At 68.7% G+C, this 16,520-nt stretch carries 14 protein-coding genes; 12 read left to right on the forward strand and 2 right to left on the reverse strand.

The window, feature by feature from the left end; genetic code table 11:
- The 8 genes from HMPREF3114_RS21480 to HMPREF3114_RS12440 form a co-directional block, all read left to right on the forward strand.
- The coding region (locus HMPREF3114_RS21480; protein WP_256337644.1) for a TldD/PmbA family protein at positions 1–689 on the forward strand (689 nt) is incomplete at its 5' end.
- 21 nt (positions 690–710) lie between these two features.
- Complete coding sequence (locus tag HMPREF3114_RS12410) at positions 711–2,045, forward strand: TldD/PmbA family protein (RefSeq protein ID WP_053497965.1); 1,335 nt, start codon at positions 711–713, stop codon at positions 2,043–2,045.
- Entirely contained in the window at positions 2,045–2,752 is a 708-nt protein-coding gene (locus HMPREF3114_RS12415) for a DUF4159 domain-containing protein (RefSeq protein WP_053497967.1), read from the forward strand. Before HMPREF3114_RS12410 ends, HMPREF3114_RS12415 begins: the two co-directional genes overlap by 1 nt.
- A gap of 16 nt (positions 2,753–2,768) precedes the next feature.
- The gene (locus tag HMPREF3114_RS12420; RefSeq protein ID WP_053497969.1) at positions 2,769–3,752 is read left to right on the forward strand and encodes an AAA family ATPase; all 984 of its coding nucleotides are present in this window, start codon (positions 2,769–2,771) and stop codon (positions 3,750–3,752) included.
- 7 nt (positions 3,753–3,759) lie between these two features.
- Complete coding sequence (locus HMPREF3114_RS12425; protein ID WP_053497971.1) at positions 3,760–4,656, forward strand: DUF58 domain-containing protein; 897 nt, start codon at positions 3,760–3,762, stop codon at positions 4,654–4,656.
- A complete protein-coding gene (locus tag HMPREF3114_RS12430; RefSeq protein ID WP_053497974.1) occupies positions 4,653–5,774 on the forward strand; it encodes a BatA domain-containing protein in 1,122 nt (373 codons plus the stop codon). Before HMPREF3114_RS12425 ends, HMPREF3114_RS12430 begins: the two co-directional genes overlap by 4 nt.
- Positions 5,771–7,939: a hypothetical protein gene (locus tag HMPREF3114_RS12435; RefSeq protein WP_053497976.1), complete on the forward strand. Its 2,169-nt coding sequence runs from the start codon at positions 5,771–5,773 to the stop codon at positions 7,937–7,939. The genes HMPREF3114_RS12430 and HMPREF3114_RS12435 overlap by 4 nt, the downstream gene beginning before the upstream one ends.
- The gene (locus HMPREF3114_RS12440) at positions 7,936–9,744 is read left to right on the forward strand and encodes a hypothetical protein (RefSeq protein ID WP_053497978.1); all 1,809 of its coding nucleotides are present in this window, start codon (positions 7,936–7,938) and stop codon (positions 9,742–9,744) included. The genes HMPREF3114_RS12435 and HMPREF3114_RS12440 overlap by 4 nt, the downstream gene beginning before the upstream one ends.
- Before the next feature lie 110 nt (positions 9,745–9,854).
- Here HMPREF3114_RS12440 and HMPREF3114_RS12445 read toward each other — a convergent pair whose 3' ends face one another.
- Together HMPREF3114_RS12445 and HMPREF3114_RS12450 are read right to left on the reverse strand one after the other, a co-directional pair.
- On the reverse strand, positions 9,855–10,529 hold the full coding sequence (locus HMPREF3114_RS12445; protein WP_053497980.1) for a hypothetical protein: 675 nt from the start codon (positions 10,527–10,529) through the stop codon (positions 9,855–9,857).
- Positions 10,530–10,569: 40 nt separating this feature from the next.
- Positions 10,570–11,088 carry a hypothetical protein gene (locus HMPREF3114_RS12450; RefSeq protein WP_032954720.1) on the reverse strand — a complete coding sequence of 173 codons (519 nt, stop codon included), beginning with the start codon at positions 11,086–11,088 and terminating at the stop codon, positions 10,570–10,572.
- Positions 11,089–11,327: 239 nt separating this feature from the next.
- Between HMPREF3114_RS12450 and HMPREF3114_RS12455 the strand changes: the two genes are divergently transcribed.
- The 4 genes from HMPREF3114_RS12455 to HMPREF3114_RS12470 all read left to right on the forward strand — a co-directional run bounded on the left by HMPREF3114_RS12455 (position 11,328) and on the right by HMPREF3114_RS12470 (position 16,435).
- Positions 11,328–12,428, forward strand: coding sequence for a hypothetical protein (locus tag HMPREF3114_RS12455; protein ID WP_053497981.1), 1,101 nt, complete (start codon positions 11,328–11,330; stop codon positions 12,426–12,428).
- Between the two features lie 97 nt (positions 12,429–12,525).
- Positions 12,526–15,015 (forward strand): DEAD/DEAH box helicase, encoded by a 2,490-nt coding sequence (locus HMPREF3114_RS12460; RefSeq protein ID WP_053497983.1) that lies wholly within the window; start codon positions 12,526–12,528, stop codon positions 15,013–15,015.
- Positions 15,012–16,040, forward strand: a complete 1,029-nt coding sequence (locus tag HMPREF3114_RS12465) for a ribonuclease H-like domain-containing protein (RefSeq protein ID WP_053497985.1) — start codon at positions 15,012–15,014, stop codon at positions 16,038–16,040. Before HMPREF3114_RS12460 ends, HMPREF3114_RS12465 begins: the two co-directional genes overlap by 4 nt.
- An 80-nt stretch (positions 16,041–16,120) precedes the next feature.
- On the forward strand, positions 16,121–16,435 hold the full coding sequence (locus HMPREF3114_RS12470; protein ID WP_053497987.1) for an I78 family peptidase inhibitor: 315 nt from the start codon (positions 16,121–16,123) through the stop codon (positions 16,433–16,435).
- The last annotated feature ends 85 nt before the right edge of the window (positions 16,436–16,520 follow it).

Here is a 16,520-nt window from a genome sequence, read left to right on the forward strand (position 1 = left end):
ACCGCGTGCTCGGCTACGAAGCCAACTACGCCGGCACCAGCTTCGCCACCCTGGACAAGCGCGAACAGCGTTTCCAGTATGGCAGCGAGCTGGTCAACATCTTCGCCGACAAGACCCAGCCGGGCAGCCTCGGCGCAGTGGCATACGACGACGAAGGCGTGAAGTGCAAGCGCTGGGACCTGATCAGCAACGGCAAGCTGGTGGACTACCAGACCATCCGCGACCAGGCCCACATCCTCGGCAAGACCGAGTCCGACGGCTGCTGCTATGCCGACTCGTGGTCCAGCGTGCAGTTCCAGCGCATGGCCAACGTGTCGATGGCGCCGGGCAAGAAGCCGCTGAGCGTGCCGGACCTGATCAAGGACGTGGAGAACGGCATCTACATCATCGGTGACGGTTCGTTCTCGATCGACCAGCAGCGCTACAACGCGCAGTTCGGCGGCCAGCTGTTCTACGAGATCAAGAACGGCCAGATCACCCGCATGCTGGAAGACGTGGCCTACCAGATCCGCACGCCGGAGTTCTGGAACGCCTGTACCGCCGTGGCCGACGAGCGTGACTACCGCCTGGGCGGTTCGTTCTTCGACGGCAAGGGCCAGCCGGGACAGGTCTCGGCGGTCTCGCACGGTTCGTCGACCGCGCGCTTCAACGGCATCAACGTCATCAACACCGCACGCAGCCTCGGCTGACCGGTCAGGAGCCCTTACACCATGAGTATCTTCACCGAAGCCCAGGCCAAGGCCATCCTCGACAAGGTCATCGCCCTGTCCAAGGCCGACGAGTGCACCGCCGTGCTGGCCGGCGCGATCAGCGGCAACATCCGTTTCGCGCTGAACAATGTCTCCACCAGTGGCATCGTCGACAACACCGAGCTGGCGGTCACCGTCGCCTTCGGCAAGCGCGTCGGCACTGCCTCGATCAACGAGTTCGACGACGCCGCGCTGGAACGCGTGGTACGCCGTGCCGAAGACCTGGCCCGCCTGGCCCCGGAGAACCCGGAGTTCATGCCGGCCATCGGCAAGCAGAGCTACCGCGCCAGCCCCACCTTCAGCGAATCCACTGCTGCCATCGATCCGGCGTTCCGTGCCAAGGTCGCCGCCGATTCGATCGCCCCGTGCCGTGGTCACGGCCTGATCGCCGCCGGCTTCCTGGAGGACGGCCAGGGCTTCCAGGCCACCGCCAACAGCAACGGCAACTTCGCTTACCAGCGCACCACCAACTTCGATTACACCTGCACTGTGCGCACCGAAGATGGCCGCGGTTCGGGCTGGGTCGGCCGCAACCTGAAGGACGCGGCGGACTTCAAGGCTGACCAGGACATCCGCATCGCCATGCGCAAGGCCACCGAATCGGCCGAAGCCAAGGCACTGGAACCGGGCAAGTACACGGTCATCCTGGAGCCGGCCGCAGCGGCAGGCCTGATCAGCTTCATGATGAATTTCTTCAGTGCACGCTCGGCCGATGAAGGCCGCAGCTTCCTGTCGAAGAAGGGCGGCGGCAACAAGCTGGGCGAGCAGGTCTACGATCCGCGCGTGACCATGATCGCCGACCCGTGGCATCCGGATGCACCGGTGCTGCCGTGGGACAACGAAGGGCTGCCGCGCGAACGCATGGCCATCATCGAGAACGGCAGGATCGCCAATCTGGACTACTCGCGCTTCTGGGCGCAGAAGCAGGGCAAGACCGCCAAGGCCTCGCCGGGCAACCTGCTGATGAGCGGTGGCGACAAGAGCACCGCCGAGCTGGTGCGCGGCACCCAGAAGGGCATCCTGGTCACGCGTACCTGGTACATCCGCATGGTCGATCCGCAGACCGTGCTGCTGACCGGCCTGACCCGCGACGGCACCTTCTACATCGAGAACGGCCAGATCAAGCATCCGGTGAAGAACTTCCGCTTCAACGAGTCGCCGGTGATCATGCTCAACAACATCGAAGAGCTGGGCAAGCCGGTGCGTGTGGCCGGTGATGAATCCAGCTACGTGATGATGATCCCGCCGATGAAGCTGCGCGATTTCACCTTCACCTCGCTGTCCGACGCGGTCTGATGGATCGCCGGGCCTGCCTGCGCTGGTTGGCCGCTGCCGCTTCGGCGGCGGCGCTGCCGGCCTGGGCACAGGCAGGCCCGCGCAGTTCGCGCTACGACTTCTGGTTCACCCGCCTGCAGTACGACTCCGGTGACTGGGACGTGGACGCGCGCATGCCATCCAACCTGATCACCTCGCTGATCGACTACACATCGCTGCGCGTGGACCCGCAGGAACACGTGGTGGCCCTGGCCGACCCGCGCATGCTGGAAGCGCCGTTCTGCTACCTGGCCGGGCACACGATGGTGGAGTTCAACGCTGCCGAACGGCAGAACTTCGTGCGCTACGTGCGCAATGGCGGCTTCGTCTTCGTCGACGACTGCAACCATGACATCGACGGGCTGTTCGCCACCTCGTTCGAGGCACAGATGGGCCGCCTGTTCGGTCCGAAGGCATTGCAGAAACTGCCCAACAGCCACGCGCTGTACCGCAGTTTCTTCCGCTTCCCGGACGGTCCGCCCGCCACCAGCTTCGAACTCAACGGCTGGGGCGACGACCTGGTGCACGACTATCTGAAGGGCATCGAGGTCGATGGTCGGCTGGGCCTGCTCTACAGCAACAAGGACTATGGCTGCGAGTGGGACTACGACTGGCGCAACAAGCGCTTCCTGGCCGAAGACAACACCCGCTTTGGCGTCAACATCGTGATGTACGCGTTGAACAATTGACAGGACCTGCACGCCCATGAATTCCTCCGACCTCGATTCCCTGCTGCCGCGCCTGGATGAACTGCGCGTCGCGCTCGCACGCGCGGTAGTGGGCCAGCACACCGTGGTCGAGCAGCTGCTGATCGGCCTGCTGGCCGGCGGCCACTGCCTGCTGGAAGGTGCGCCCGGGCTCGGCAAGACCCTGCTGGTACGCTCGCTCGGCCAGGCATTGGAACTGCAGTTCCGGCGCGTGCAGTTCACCCCCGACCTGATGCCCAGTGACATCCTCGGCACCGAGCTGCTGGAGGAAGACCATGGCACCGGCCATCGCCATTTCCGCTTCCAGCAGGGCCCGATCTTCACCCACCTGCTGCTGGCCGACGAACTCAACCGCACCCCGCCCAAGACCCAGGCCGCACTGCTGGAGGCAATGCAGGAACGCACCGTCAGCTACGCCGGAACCACCTACGCGCTGCCCGCGCCGTTCTTCGTGCTGGCCACGCAGAACCCGATCGAGCAGGCCGGCACGTACCCGCTGCCAGAAGCACAGCTGGACCGCTTCCTGCTGCACGTGCTGGTGGATTACCCCAGCGAAGACGAGGAGCGGCGGATCCTGGAACAGACCACCGGCGGTGCCACCGACGCGGTGCCGAAAGTGATGGATGCCGAGGCGGTGATCGCCCTGCAGGCGGCTGTGCGGCAGGTGCATGTCAGCCCCGACGTGCTGGCCTGGATCACCCGCCTGGTGCGCGCCAGCCGGCCAGGCGAAGGCGCCCCGGCGGCGATCAACCAATGGGTGAAGTGGGGCGCCGGTCCGCGCGCCGGCCAGTCGCTGGTGCTCGCGGCAAAAGCGCGCGCACTGCTGCAGGGCCGCTTCGCCGCCACCCGCGAGGACGTGCAGGCACTGGCCGCACCGGTGATGCGCCATCGCCTGCTGCTGTCGTTCGCCGCCGAGGCCGAGCAGAAGCGTGCCGACGACGTGGTCGCCGCCCTGCTGCAGGCCGTGCCGTTCCCGGGTTGAGCCACGCGTGAACGCCGGTACCCCGCTGACCTTGCCTCCGGAACTGCGTGCGCGCCTGCGCCTGCTGCGGCTGCGGCCGCGCCTGGCCAGCGGCGCCAGTGGCATCGGCCAGCACGCCAGCCGCAGCCGCGGTGCCGGCCTCGAGTTCGCCCAGTACCGGGCCTACGAACCGGGCGACGAGCTGCGCCAGATCGACTGGAAGCTGTACGCGCGTTCGGACCGCTTCTTCGTGCGCGAATCCGAACGCGAAAGCCCGATCACGGTCTGGCTGTTGCTCGATGCCACCGCCTCGGCCGGCCAGGCCGATCGCGCGGCACCGCAGCGCACGCGCCTGGATCACATGCGCGGCGTGGCCGCCTGCGTGGTGGAACTGGCGCTGCAGCAGGGCGACCGTTTCGGCCTGCTGGCGATCAATGGCGATGGACTGCAGTTGGTGCCCGCAGCGAACGGCGCACGCCAGCGTGACCGCGTGCATCTGCAACTGCATGCCCTTCAGGCACGCGGCGCCTGGCCCGTGGCCGATCGCCTGCGCCCGCTGTGGGAGCGTGTGCGTCCGGGCGACCTGCTGCTGGCGATTGGTGATGGCTTCGACGCGGCCTGCATCGTGCTGCTGGAGCAACTGGCCAGCGCACGCCGTGAAGTGGCACTGCTGCAGATCCTCACCGCCGACGAGCGCGATTTCCCGTTCGACGCCGGCCATCGCTTCCGCGATCCGGAAACGGGCGAGGAACTGCTGGGCGATGGCGCGGCGATCCGCGCCGATTACCTGCAGCGCTTCGCCGACGCACGCAACGCATTGCAGTCGCGCCTGCAGGCCAGCGGCATCGCCAGTGCCACCGGCTGGCTCGACCAGCCGCTGGATCATCCACTGCAGGTGCTGTTCGGTCGTGGGGGCGGTGCATGACCCTGCTGTTCCCGTTGGGCCTGGCCGCGCTCGCTGCGTGGTTGCTGCCGCTGCTGATCCATCTGGCCCGGCGCCATCCGTACACGCCGCTGGATTTCGCCGCGCTGCGCTGGCTGCGTGCACAGATCCGCCCGCGCCAGCGCATCCGTTTCGATGACTGGCCGTTGCTGCTGGTGCGCCTGTTGCTGCTGGCTGCATTGGCCATGCTGCTGGCGCGCCCTGCGTTGGTCGGCCCTGCCCCGGTCCCCACTGCCTGGACGGTAGTGGCTCCCGGACTGGACGCGACCGCACTGCGCGGCACCGCCGAAGCGGGCAACTGGCACTGGCTGGCGCCCGGCTTCCCCAGCATCGATCAGGCAACGCCGGCATCCAGCGCATCGCTGCCCAGCCTGTTGCGTGAGCTGGATGCACAGCTGCCCGCCGGCACCGCGTTGACCGTGCACGTTCCCGATCCCCTGCCCGGTCTGGATGGCGCCCGCCTGCAGCTGTCGCGCGAAGTGCAGTGGCGGCCGCAACCGATACCGGCCACTCCGCAACCGAGTGCCGCGACGATGCCGCGTCTGCGCGTGCACAGCGATGCGCCGGCCGCCGCCCAGCACTGGGTGAACGCACTGCAGCGCGCGTGGGGCATGCAGGCGCCGCTCGCTCCTCTGTCGGCCGATGCCCTGCCCGAACGCGGCGAGATCGGCGTATGGAGCCGCAGCGATGCACTGCCGGCGAGCTGGCAGGCGTGGCTGCGCGACGGCGGTCGTGCAGTGAGCGCCGGCAATCCTGCTCGCGGCGCCGGCATCCTGCTGCGCAACGCCGACGGCACACCACTGCTGTGGCAGCAGCGCATCGGCCACGGCGTCCTGCTGTCACTACCCGGCGACTGGGATGCCTCAGGCAACGCTGCGCTGCGCGACCCGCAGTTGCCGCGTGCCCTGCTGCTGGCCCTGCAACCGCCAGCGTCACCGCGCCTCGGCGATGCACAGGACCAGGCACCACGCCGGGCCGCACTGCCCGCCATAGCGCCCCCAGCGCGTGAGCCAACCACGTGGTTGCTGCTGGTCATCGTGGTGCTGTTCGCGCTGGAGCGCTGGGTGGCCAGCAGTCGCCGGCGCAGGGGGGCCGCATGAACACCCTGCAGTACGCCTGGCAACGCGCACGCCGTCGCCGTGCACTCGTTACCCTGCTGCTGGGCCTGCCGTGGGCGCTGGCCGCGACGACGCTGGCGCTGCGCCTGGCGGGCTTCGATATCGCCTGCGTGGTCGGCACGGTCAGCGTGCTCGCCTGCGCAGCGCTCGCCACGGCACGTGCCCGCCAGCTGGACCCACAGTGGGTGCAGCGTCAGCTCGATGCCGGCGGTGCCAGCGAGGACAGTGCCGACCTGCTGTTCGCCGATATGGCAACGCTCAATCCGCTGCAGCAGCGCCAGCGCGCGCATGTGCTGGCCACGCTGGAGCGCGCGACACCGGACCTGCGTCCGCGATGGCCGCGCAGGGCGTTGGCCCTGAGCTGGGTCGCAGGCCTGGCGATCACTGTGCTGGCATTCGGCTGGCCACGTTCCGGCCCCGGCTCCGCGCCGGCCCGCACATCGGCGCCTGTCAGCACGGCTGCCGCCGGCCCGCTGCACCTTCAGTCCACCCGCCTGCGGATCGACGCACCGGCCTATACCGGCCAGGCCACGCGCACCCAGAACGCGTTGGATGCCAAGGTCGCCGCGGACAGCAGGCTGTCGTGGTCGTTGCGCTTCGATCGCGCGCCGGACAAGGCATGGCTGCAGTTCCACGACGGCCGCCGGCTGCCGCTGAGCGAGCAGGATGGGCAGTGGCTGGCGCAGGATGTGGCGCGCGTGCCTGTGCTGTACCGCGTGGTGAGCGAACCTGCACTGGCCCAAACCCACCTGCATCGCCTGGATGTGGTCGCTGATCGTGCGCCCAGCGTGCGCGTGCTGGAGCCCGCCGCGACCCTGGTGCTGGGCACGCCCGGGCAACGCCAGTGGTCGTTGCGCTTCGAAGCCAGCGATGACTACGCCGTGGCCACGCAGGCAACGCTGTCGATCACCATTACCCAGGGCAGCGGCGAGAACATCACCTTCGTTCGCCGCAGTGTCGGCCTCACCGGCAGCGGCGAAGCGACTGCACGGCGTTTCGCGTACACCCTCGACCTGGCTGCGCTGGGCGCGCAGCCCGGCAGCGATGTCATCGCCCAGCTGGAAGTACGCGACAACCACGCGCCAACACCGCAGGCCGGGCGCAGCAGCAGCGTGATCCTGCGCCTGCCCAGCGCCGAGGTTGCACTCGGTGCCGAACTGGAAGGCCGCATCAAGAAGACGCTGCCGGCCTACTTCCGCAGCCAGCGGCAGATCATCATCGATGCCGAAGCGCTGATCCGGCAGCGACGCAGCCTCGCCGCCGAGGACTTCGTGAAGCGCAGCGATGCGATCGGTGTCGACCAGCGCATCCTGCGCCTGCGCTACGGCCAGTTCCTGGGTGAGGAAAGCGAAGGCGCACCGAAGCCGCCGCCGACCAGCGACCTGCCCACCAGCGATGCGCCAGCTGCAGGCAGCCACGACGACGAGCACGAGCACGACCATGGCACCGAGGCCGGGGCACACGATGAGCATGGCCACGATCACGGCGGCAAGGCGTCCAATGCCGATTCGCCACCGGTGTTCGGCAGCGCCACCGATGTGCTCTCCGAATACGGCCACACCCATGACCATGCCGAGGCCGCGACCCTGCTCGACCCGCAGACCCGGGCCACGCTGAAGGCCGCGCTGGACCAGATGTGGTCGGCCGAAGGCGAGCTGCGCCAGGGCCGGCCAGAGCAGGCGTTGCCGTTTGCCTACAAGGCGCTGGGTTTCATCAAGCAGGTGCAGCAGGCCGAACGCATCTATCTGGCCCGGGTCGGGCCAGAGCTGCCACCGATCGATGAAGGCCGTCGCCTCGGCGGTGATCGCGCCGGACTGGCCAGTCGTGAACTGCCGTTGGCCGCCCGAACCCCGCCCGACCGGGCCATCGTTGAAGCCTGGCAGCGCCTCGGTGATGACACCAGCGTGCCCGACCTCGATGCACTCGCTGCCTGGCAGCAGCGCAATGCCGCCTACCTGCCCGATGCGCTGGATCTGGCTGCCGCCATCGAGCAGCTGCGCATCGAGCCCGGTTGCCGCGACTGCCGCCAGCGCCTGCGCGCTCAGTTGTGGCGGGCGCTGCAGCGTCCACTGCCGCAGGCGATGCGGCGCGGTGCCGCCGATGCGATGGGCCAGCGCTACCTGGACGCGCTGGAGGCGCAGCCATGAACCCCTCCGGCCTGAGCCTGTGGATCGCCCTGGCACTCGCTGTGATCGTGGCGATCGCCAGCGTTCGCCAGTCGCGCAACAACACCACGCACCGTGGCCGCCGCTGGGAGGTGATCGGGCTGCAGGTCATCGTCGCCACGCTGCTGTATTTCTGCCTGGTGCCGCCCACCCGCCAGCAACCCGCAGGCGGGCTGGTTGTGCTCGGAATCGATGCCAGCAGGGCCGGCGCGTTCCCGGCCAGCGAAGGTCCGCTGTGGCTGTTGCCGGAAGCTGCCGATGTGCCCGGCGCAAAGCGCGTACCCGACCTGGCCACCGCGCTGCGGCAGCATCCGGCCTCCACGCTGACGCTGGTTGGTGCCGGCCTGGTCGCGCGTGACCGCGACGCAGTACTGCCACGCGACGTACGTTGGCAGCCGACAGCGACGCCGCGCGGCTGGGTCGCCTTGCAGCCACCGGCCGACGCCGCGCCCGGCGCACGCTTCGAGGTACAGGCACAGGCGCGTGGCGTTGCCAGGGCAAAGGCGGAACTGCTCGACCCGGCCGGCAGCGTGGTCGATCGCGCGGATGTTGCCGAAGACGGCCACGTTCAGTTGAGTGGCATCACCCGCGCCGAAGGCCGCAGCGTATTCCAGCTGCGCCTGCTCGATGCCGACGGCCATGTGGTGGACAGCGCACCGGTGCCGCAGCAGACCCTGCCGGCGGCGCCGTTGCGCCTGCAGGTGCGTGCCAGCGCGCCGGGCCCCGAACTGAAGTACCTGCGCCGCTGGGCAGCCGATGCCGGCATCCGCGTGCAGGTGCAGGCCGATACCGGTGCCGGCCTGAGCGTTGGCGACGGGGCCTTGCCGCTGGACGCGGCGTCGCTGGCGCGCAGCGATCTGCTGCTGCTGGACGAGCGCAGCCTGGCGGCATTGAATGCCGCCCAGCTGGCCGCTGTGCGGCAGGCGCTGCGCGAAGGACTGGGCGTGCTGGTACGCAGTGCGGGCGCCCCTTCGGCCAGCGCGCGCCAACGCCTGCACGACCTGGGCCTGCCGCTGCGGGGTGATGGCAGCAGCCAGGTCCTCGAACTTCCCGGCGACGGCGAGAGCGCGGTCCTCGCCGCACGACGTGGCCCGCTCGCCGCGGGTACGCTGCCGACCGGCTACGGCGAAGAGGCAGACCGCAGTTCGCACGACGCCGCGCTGCCCACACTGGAAGCACTGGCGCTGCAGGTACCTGGCAGCAACGCGCTGCTGCACGATCGCACCGGCAAGGCTGTCGGTGGCTGGCGCGCTACCGGCAAAGGCCGCATCGGCCTGCTGCCCATCACCGACAGCTGGCGCTGGGTACTTGCCGGCCGCGATGACCGCCACGGCGAACTGTGGAGCGGCGTGATTGCCACGCTGGCGCGGGCGCAGGGCAGCGCTGAGGCGTTGTGGTCGCCACAGCCGATCAGCTGGGCGGGCGAACGGCAGGCGCTATGCGGCGTGCAGGCGCCGCTGCAGGTCTTCAACGCACGCGGCGAAGGCACGCCGCTGATCGTCGATGGCGCGACGTCAGTCCTGCGCTGCGCGGGCTGGTGGCCGCGCGAGGCGGGCTGGCAGCGCCTGCAGCACGGCGACGCTACCCTCTGGCGCTATGCATTCGACCCGAAGGACGCGCCCGCGCTGCATCAGCAGGCAATGATCGATGCAACCACGCAGGCGCTGGCGGGCAGCTCCCCGGCAACCGCGTCGCTGATGCAACCCGTGCCGGGATCGCGCTGGCCGTGGTGGCTGGCGTTCGTGCTGTGCGCATCGCTGCTGTGGTGGCTGGAGCGACGGCGCTGATCCTGGGGTCAGAACCCTTTCGCCAGCGAAAGGGTTCTGACCCCACCGATCGGATCGCGAACGGCATCCACGCATGGCGTGGATCTACCAGCCCCACCCTCATGCGTCCTTCAACGTTTCCCCGCGCGCCGATACACACCATTGAAGCGCACGTTCATGCCACCGCATTCGCTGTTGTCGGCCACGATCAGCACCTCACCCAGCGAGTGCACACGCACCCGGCACGTATCCTCGGCGAACTCGACATCGGCACCCTGCGGTGTGGCACGCGCTTCCACCTGGCCCAGGTTCGGCCCATACGGGCGCTGTTCCGGCGTGGGGTTGGCGGAGGGCCAGTAAGCGTCGCCATCCACGTGCAGTTGCCCACCCTGCACGGTGATGCGCAGGCCGTTGTCGCCATCTTTCCAGTGGCCCGTCCAGTCCTGCAGCGTGGGCACGGCCGCCGGCAACGGCTGCAGCTTGCTGCGGTCGACCCAGCCGGCGCTGCCGCCCACCTTGTTCGGGAAGAACGCGCAGCGGTAACGGCCCAGGTCGCGACCGGTCACCACCGTATCGCCGTTGACCACATAGCTGCGCTGGCGGCAGGCCGGTTCGCCCTTGGCGGGGCAGCCCTCCATGTCGCCGAGCAGGTACAGGCGCGGTGCATCAACCACCCGCGCCAGCGCGAACCGGCTCTGTTGGGAGGGGAACGCGCCATTGCGGCAGGCGCCGCCATCGGCGATACCGGACGCGAAGGCGGAGGCCGGCAGCAACGCGGCCAGCAGGCAGAATGAACGCAGGGACATGACAGCATTACTGGTGGGGGAACCCGCAGGATATACCGGCCTACTTCACTGGCGCTGTGTCGCCGGCATCCTGCTCCTGTGAGAACCGCAGCGCGCGCTGCTGCTGTTCGGCACTGAGCTCTGGGGGTGGCCGCGCCACGGCCGCCTGGATCTGGTCGGGACCGCCGGTGAGTTTGTTGATGCCTTTGGCTGCCGCCAGCACACCCTTGACCACGCCCATCATGATGTAGCCACCGCCCATGCTGACCTGCTCCGGCGATGGCGGTTCGCTCCAGTCGCGGCTGAAACGGTTATCGCCGAACTTCACCGGGTTCTTGAAGCGGTACAGGTCCAGCGGCTCGTCATCGGGCTTGAGCGCACGCACTTCGCCGAGGGTGGTGACGTTGTCCTGCGGCAAGGTGGTGGAGATCGGTGCGGTGGGGGCGGGCGGCGCATCTGCAGGGGGAACGGGTGCAGGATCGGGCACCGCCACCGGCGCGGCCTGCTGCGCCTGTGCGATGCCGGCCAGCAGCATGCCGGCCAGGAGTGCTCCCTGCGTTCCACGTCGTGCCACAGCCATCCACCCTGTTGGTTGCGTCCAGCGCCCAAGCATACGGATGCCGGCTTCAGATTTCGTTGGCAACGGCGGGGGCATTCAGGCTGTGTCGCGCATCATCGTTGCGCGGCCCGGACACTGAAGTTTGCAATGAGCTTCATTCCCCCCGTGGGATGCGGACGGCATCCTGCGGGTTTCCCGTCAAGACCCACGCTGATGACAGCTCCCTCCACACGCCTGCCGCGCCGGCAGGTCGCCTGCTGATGTCGCGCGCAGCAGTACTGGTTGGTCTGGCGGTCGTGTGCCTGATGGTCATCGCGGGCGCAGTCGAATGGACGTCACGTGTCCGCGCCGGCATCGCCTCGCTGCGCCGGGGCAGCACGCTGCGGACGCTGGACGCGGACGAACACAGGGCACTGGCACCAGTGCGCGCGTTGACCGGCTGCGACCACGACGACCAGGTGAAGCGGCTGCATGGCGCCTTCACCGGTGGGGCGTGGCGTAACAGCTTCCCGATCGGTGACTGCTTTCTGGGTGGCATTCCCGTGCTGGTGCCAAGACAGGCATGGCCCTACGTCTCGGAAGGCAATGAAGCTGAAGTCGTACTGGGTGAGAACGTGGCCATGGTGGTGCGTCTCAATGGCTTCACTATCGCTGCTGCACGGCCGGATGCAGCCACCAGCCGCGTCTGTGGCGAGCGCCTGGAGACCCCCGAAGAAGTTTCGATGCGACGGGGACCCGGCCTGCGCCCTTCCCCGCTGGTGGTTGCCGCACTGGCGTTGTGGGCCGCCGCTGGCGCCCCGGGGCTGCTGGCCATGCCGTTGCTCGCCATCGCCGGGCTGGCGGCCTGGCTGGCACTCCCTCGCCGCAACAGCCCCGCGACAGCTCAGCGCGTGCTGCAGGTTCGCGGACGCCTGCGCGCCTACCAACGCACTGCCCAGACATCCCGGGTGTGGTTGCTCGGCAATGACCGGCGTGTGCAGCTTCCAGCGGAATGGGAGCACGCTGCGGCATTCTCCCGCGGGCGCTCGATGGTGCTGGAAGTGCGCGCCTGTGATGGATGGGTGTTGGGCGCAGGGACAGCATGGTGCCTCGCCAGCGACCGACGGCGCTATCCGCCCACAGGAGGGTCGTGGCATCTGGCATGGCTGGGCCTGCTCCTGTGCGTGCTGGTGTTCGGCACTGGCGGAATGCCACCGCTCCGTCCGGATCCTGCATGGGCGGCTGCCTATGGCTGGGGGGTGCTCGCAGTGCTGGCATCGGGCTGGCACGCGGTGCAGATCGTGGTCTGCACCGTGCAGTTCCTGCTCCGCCGCCGCGCGCTTGACGCGGACATCGCGCAGCGTCCCGCCCCGTGGCACTGAACGGTTCACTCGTTCCCATGCTGGTGTCTCACATCCTGAGACACGGATGTGGTGCCATGTGACCCCTCGCAATCCGTCCCGGCTCCCTCCCTCTTCCATGGCCTACGAACTCGCCAAGCGCACCGCCGATGCCGAGCAGAAGCTCGCCACCCGCGATGGCCTGCCCGCCCGCGACGGCGCCCTGCTCAGCGCGCGCCTGCAGCGCCGCTACCAGGACCGCATCACCGGCAGCTTCGCCATTCCCGGCCGTGAAGGCCGCTACGCGCCCGTTCCCGACTCGGTACCACCGGCGCTGGCCGCTGCACTGAAGGCACGCGGCATCGAGCAGCTCTACAGCCACCAGGCCGAAGCCTGGGAGGCCAGCCAGCGCGGCGAGCACGTGGCCATCGTCACCCCCACCGCCAGCGGCAAGTCGCTGTGCTACACCCTGCCGGTGGTCAGCGCGGCCATGCAGGACAAGGCCAAGGCGCTGTACCTGTTCCCGACCAAAGCACTGGCCCAGGACCAGGTGGCCGAGCTGCTGGAACTCAATCGTGCCGGCGATCTCGGCGTCAAGGCCTTCACCTTCGACGGCGACACCCCCGGCGATGCGCGGCAGGCGATCCGCCTGCATGGCGACATCGTGGTGTCCAACCCGGACATGCTGCACCAGGCCATCCTGCCGCACCACACCAAGTGGGCACAGTTCTTCGAGAACCTGCGCTACATCGTCATCGACGAGGTGCACACCTATCGCGGCGTGTTCGGCAGCCACGTCACCAACGTGCTGCGCCGGCTCAAGCGCATCTGCGCGTTCTACGGCGTGCAACCGCAGTTCATCCTGTGCTCGGCCACCATCGGCAACCCGCAGGCGCATGCGGAAGCGCTGATCGAGGCCCCGGTGACTGCCATCACTGAATCCGGTGCGCCCACCGGGCCGAAGCAGGTGCTGCTGTGGAACCCGCCGGTGATCAACCCCGACCTGGGCCTGCGTGCCTCGGCGCGCTCGCAGAGCAACCGCATCGCCCGCATCGCGATCAAGTCCGGGCTGAAGACCCTGGTGTTCGCGCAGACCCGGTTGATGGTCGAGGTGCTGACCAAGTACCTGAAGGACATCTTCGACCACGACCCGCGCAAGCCGCACCGCATCCGCGCCTACCGCGGCGGTTATCTGCCGACCGAACGCCGCGAGACCGAGCGTGCGATGCGCGCCGGCAACATCGATGGCATCGTCAGCACCTCGGCGCTGGAACTGGGCGTGGACATCGGCAGCCTGGACGTGGTCATCCTCAATGGCTACCCCGGCAGCGTGGCCGCCACCTGGCAGCGTTTCGGCCGTGCCGGTCGCCGCCAGCAACCCGCACTCGGTGTGATGGTGGCCAGTTCGCAGCCGCTGGACCAGTACGTGGTGCGGCACCCGGACTTCTTCGCCGAAGCCTCGCCCGAACATGCGCGCATTGCGCCAGACCAGCCGCTGATCCTGTTCGACCACATTCGCTGCGCGGCCTTTGAACTGCCGTTCCGGGTCGGCGATGGCTTCGGCCCGATCGACCCGGAAGTGTTCCTGGAAGCGCTGGCCGAAACCGAAGTCATCCACCGCGAAGGCGAGCGCTGGGAATGGATCGCCGACAGTTATCCGGCCAACGCGGTCAGCCTGCGCGCGGTGGCCGATGGCAACTTCGTGGTGGTCGACCGCAGCGACGGCCGCCAGCAGATCATCGCCGAGGTCGATTACTCCGCCGCTGCGCTCACGCTGTATGAAGGCGCCATCCACATGGTGCAGTCCACGCCCTACCAGGTGGAGACGCTCGACTGGGAGGGCCGCAAGGCCTACGTCACCCGCACGCATGTGGATTACTACACCGACAGCATCGACTTCACCAAGCTCAAGGTGCTGGACCGCTTCGATGGTGGCGTGGCCGGGCGCGGTGATTCGCACCATGGCGAAGTGCACGTGGTGCGGCGCGTGGCCGGCTACAAGAAGATCCGCTACTACACCCATGAAAACATCGGCTACGGTCCGGTGAACCTGCCCGACCAGGAACTGCACACCACCGCAGTGTGGTGGCAGCTGCCGCAGGCACTGCTGCTGCGCGCCTTCGCCAGCAGGCAGGATGCGCTCGATGGCTTCCTCGGTGCGGCGTATGCGCTGCACATCGTCGCCACCGTGGCGGTGATGGCCGATGCGCGCGACCTGCAGAAGTCGGTCGGCAACGGCGATGGTTCCTGGTTTGCGATCGCCGACCAGAGCGGCCGTGGCCAGTTGCGCGGCAGCGAGGGTGATCCTGGCGTGGTCGAACTGCTGCAGGAATTCGTGCCCACTGTGTATCTGTATGACAACTTCCCCGGTGGCGTTGGCCTCAGCGAGCCGTTGTGGCAGCGTCAGGCGGAGCTGGTGCAGCGCGCGCGTGAACTGGTGCAACGCTGCGACTGCAAGGCCGGCTGCCCGGCCTGCGTGGGCCCGGTGCTGGCTGCACAGGAAGAGGATGAAACCTCGCCACGCGCGCTGGCATTGCGCGTGCTCGACCTGTTCGACGCCGAGGCCTGCCGGCACGTGCCCGACGTGGTGGCGTCCGCACGCGACCCGATGGAGCTGCTGGCACCGTGAGCCTGAGCCTGGACAAGCTGCGCCTGCTGCGGAAGCAGGCCGGCGACCCTAAAGCGGCCACGCCGGCGGCGTCGGACGTTGCCCCTGCGCCACCGGCACCACCGGCCGCCAACGATGCGCAGCAACCACCGGCCGAGCGTTCGGTGTTCGCCTGGGTCGAGCAGGAGATCCGCCACAAGCCCACAGGTGCTGCGGCGGCCACATCGGCACACACACCGGCCCAACTGCGGCGGCCGGAAGTGGGCAGCCTGCATCGCCTGCTCGGCATGCGCTCGCGGAGCGGCGCCACGCCGGCACGTGCCAGCGCACAGGATCGCCAGCTGCCGGGCGAGGAAATCGCGCCGGGTCTGTTCCTGATCGAATCGCTGCAACCTCAGCCGATCCCAACTGCCCCGCTGTCGCTGGCCTTCGCCAAGCGCGAAGACCAGCACGTGGCTGCACGCGATCTGCTGTTCTTCGACACCGAGACCACCGGCCTGGCCGGCGGCACTGGCACCCGTGCCTTCATGATCGGCGCGGCCGATTGGCATGTGTGCCCGCAGCGTGGCGAGGGCCTGCGCATCCGCCAGTTGCTGATGGCCACCATGTCCGCCGAGGACGCGATGCTGGCCACCTTTGCCCGCTGGCTGCAACCGTCCACCGTGTTCTGCAGCTACAACGGCCGCAGCTACGATGCGCCGCTGCTGAAGGCGCGCTACCGGCTGGCCCGGCAGCCGGACCCGATCACCGCACTGGACCATGTCGACCTGCTCTACCCCACGCGCCGTCGCTATCGCGGCAGCTGGGAGAACTGCAAGCTGTCCACCATCGAACGCCAGCTGCTGCGCGTGGTGCGCGAGGACGACCTGCCCGGCTCGGAAGCACCCGGTGCATGGCTGCGCTTCCTGCGCGGCGGCGATGCGGTGAACCTGCGCCGGGTGGCCGACCACAACCACCAGGACGTGGTGACCCTGGCCCTGCTGCTGCAGCGGCTGGTGCGCGAGGAACAGCGCGAGCGCGAGACACTGGCGCTGGTCGGCCGGTAATGACACACGGGGCCGCGTTGACATGCCCTGACGGTGGCAGCGGTGACACTGCCACCACCATCCACGCCTGGAGCCCGACGATGCGCCTCAATCCGCTTGCCCTGCTTGCCATTCTGCCACTGGCCGCCTGCAGTCACGCCGGCGGCAGCACCGCCCCCGATCCCACGCCGGCGCCCGTGGCCGACGCCGCGCACGAATGCAAGCCGGAGGCGCTCGAGGCCTTCACCGGCAAGACGGCTGACGAAGCCACCATCAAGAAGCTGGTGGCCGCCAGCGGCGCGCGCGGTGCACGGGTGGTCAAGCCGGGCATGGCGGTGACCATGGACTTCCGCCAGGACCGCGTGACGGTGCAGGTGGATGCGCAGAACCGGATCGAGCGCGCCAGCTGCGGTTGATGTTCCGCTGGTAGCGCCGGGCCATGCCCGGCGCCTTCCCTCTTCAGGTGTGCCGCTGCGCTCGCCGGGCATGGCCCGGCGCTAC

It is taken from the genome of Stenotrophomonas sp. HMSC10F07 (genome assembly GCF_001807895.1).
GTDB lineage: Bacteria > Pseudomonadota > Gammaproteobacteria > Xanthomonadales > Xanthomonadaceae > Stenotrophomonas > Stenotrophomonas sepilia.

Bases quoted from the DNA above. Each gene is read 5' to 3' on its own strand.
- HMPREF3114_RS12410 (WP_053497965.1), top strand. From the start codon at position 711: ATGAGTATCTTCACCGAAGCCCAGGCCAAGGCCATCCTCGACAAGGTC.
- HMPREF3114_RS12415 (WP_053497967.1), top strand. From the start codon at position 2,045: ATGGATCGCCGGGCCTGCCTGCGCTGGTTGGCCGCTGCCGCTTCGGCG.
- HMPREF3114_RS12420 (WP_053497969.1), top strand. From the start codon at position 2,769: ATGAATTCCTCCGACCTCGATTCCCTGCTGCCGCGCCTGGATGAACTG.
- HMPREF3114_RS12430 (WP_053497974.1), top strand. From the start codon at position 4,653: ATGACCCTGCTGTTCCCGTTGGGCCTGGCCGCGCTCGCTGCGTGGTTG.
- HMPREF3114_RS12435 (WP_053497976.1), top strand. From the start codon at position 5,771: ATGAACACCCTGCAGTACGCCTGGCAACGCGCACGCCGTCGCCGTGCA.
- HMPREF3114_RS12440 (WP_053497978.1), top strand. From the start codon at position 7,936: ATGAACCCCTCCGGCCTGAGCCTGTGGATCGCCCTGGCACTCGCTGTG.
- HMPREF3114_RS12445 (WP_053497980.1), bottom strand. From the start codon at position 10,529: ATGTCCCTGCGTTCATTCTGCCTGCTGGCCGCGTTGCTGCCGGCCTCC.
- HMPREF3114_RS12450 (WP_032954720.1), bottom strand. From the start codon at position 11,088: ATGGCTGTGGCACGACGTGGAACGCAGGGAGCACTCCTGGCCGGCATG.
- HMPREF3114_RS12455 (WP_053497981.1), top strand. From the start codon at position 11,328: ATGTCGCGCGCAGCAGTACTGGTTGGTCTGGCGGTCGTGTGCCTGATG.
- HMPREF3114_RS12460 (WP_053497983.1), top strand. From the start codon at position 12,526: ATGGCCTACGAACTCGCCAAGCGCACCGCCGATGCCGAGCAGAAGCTC.
- HMPREF3114_RS12470 (WP_053497987.1), top strand. From the start codon at position 16,121: ATGCGCCTCAATCCGCTTGCCCTGCTTGCCATTCTGCCACTGGCCGCC.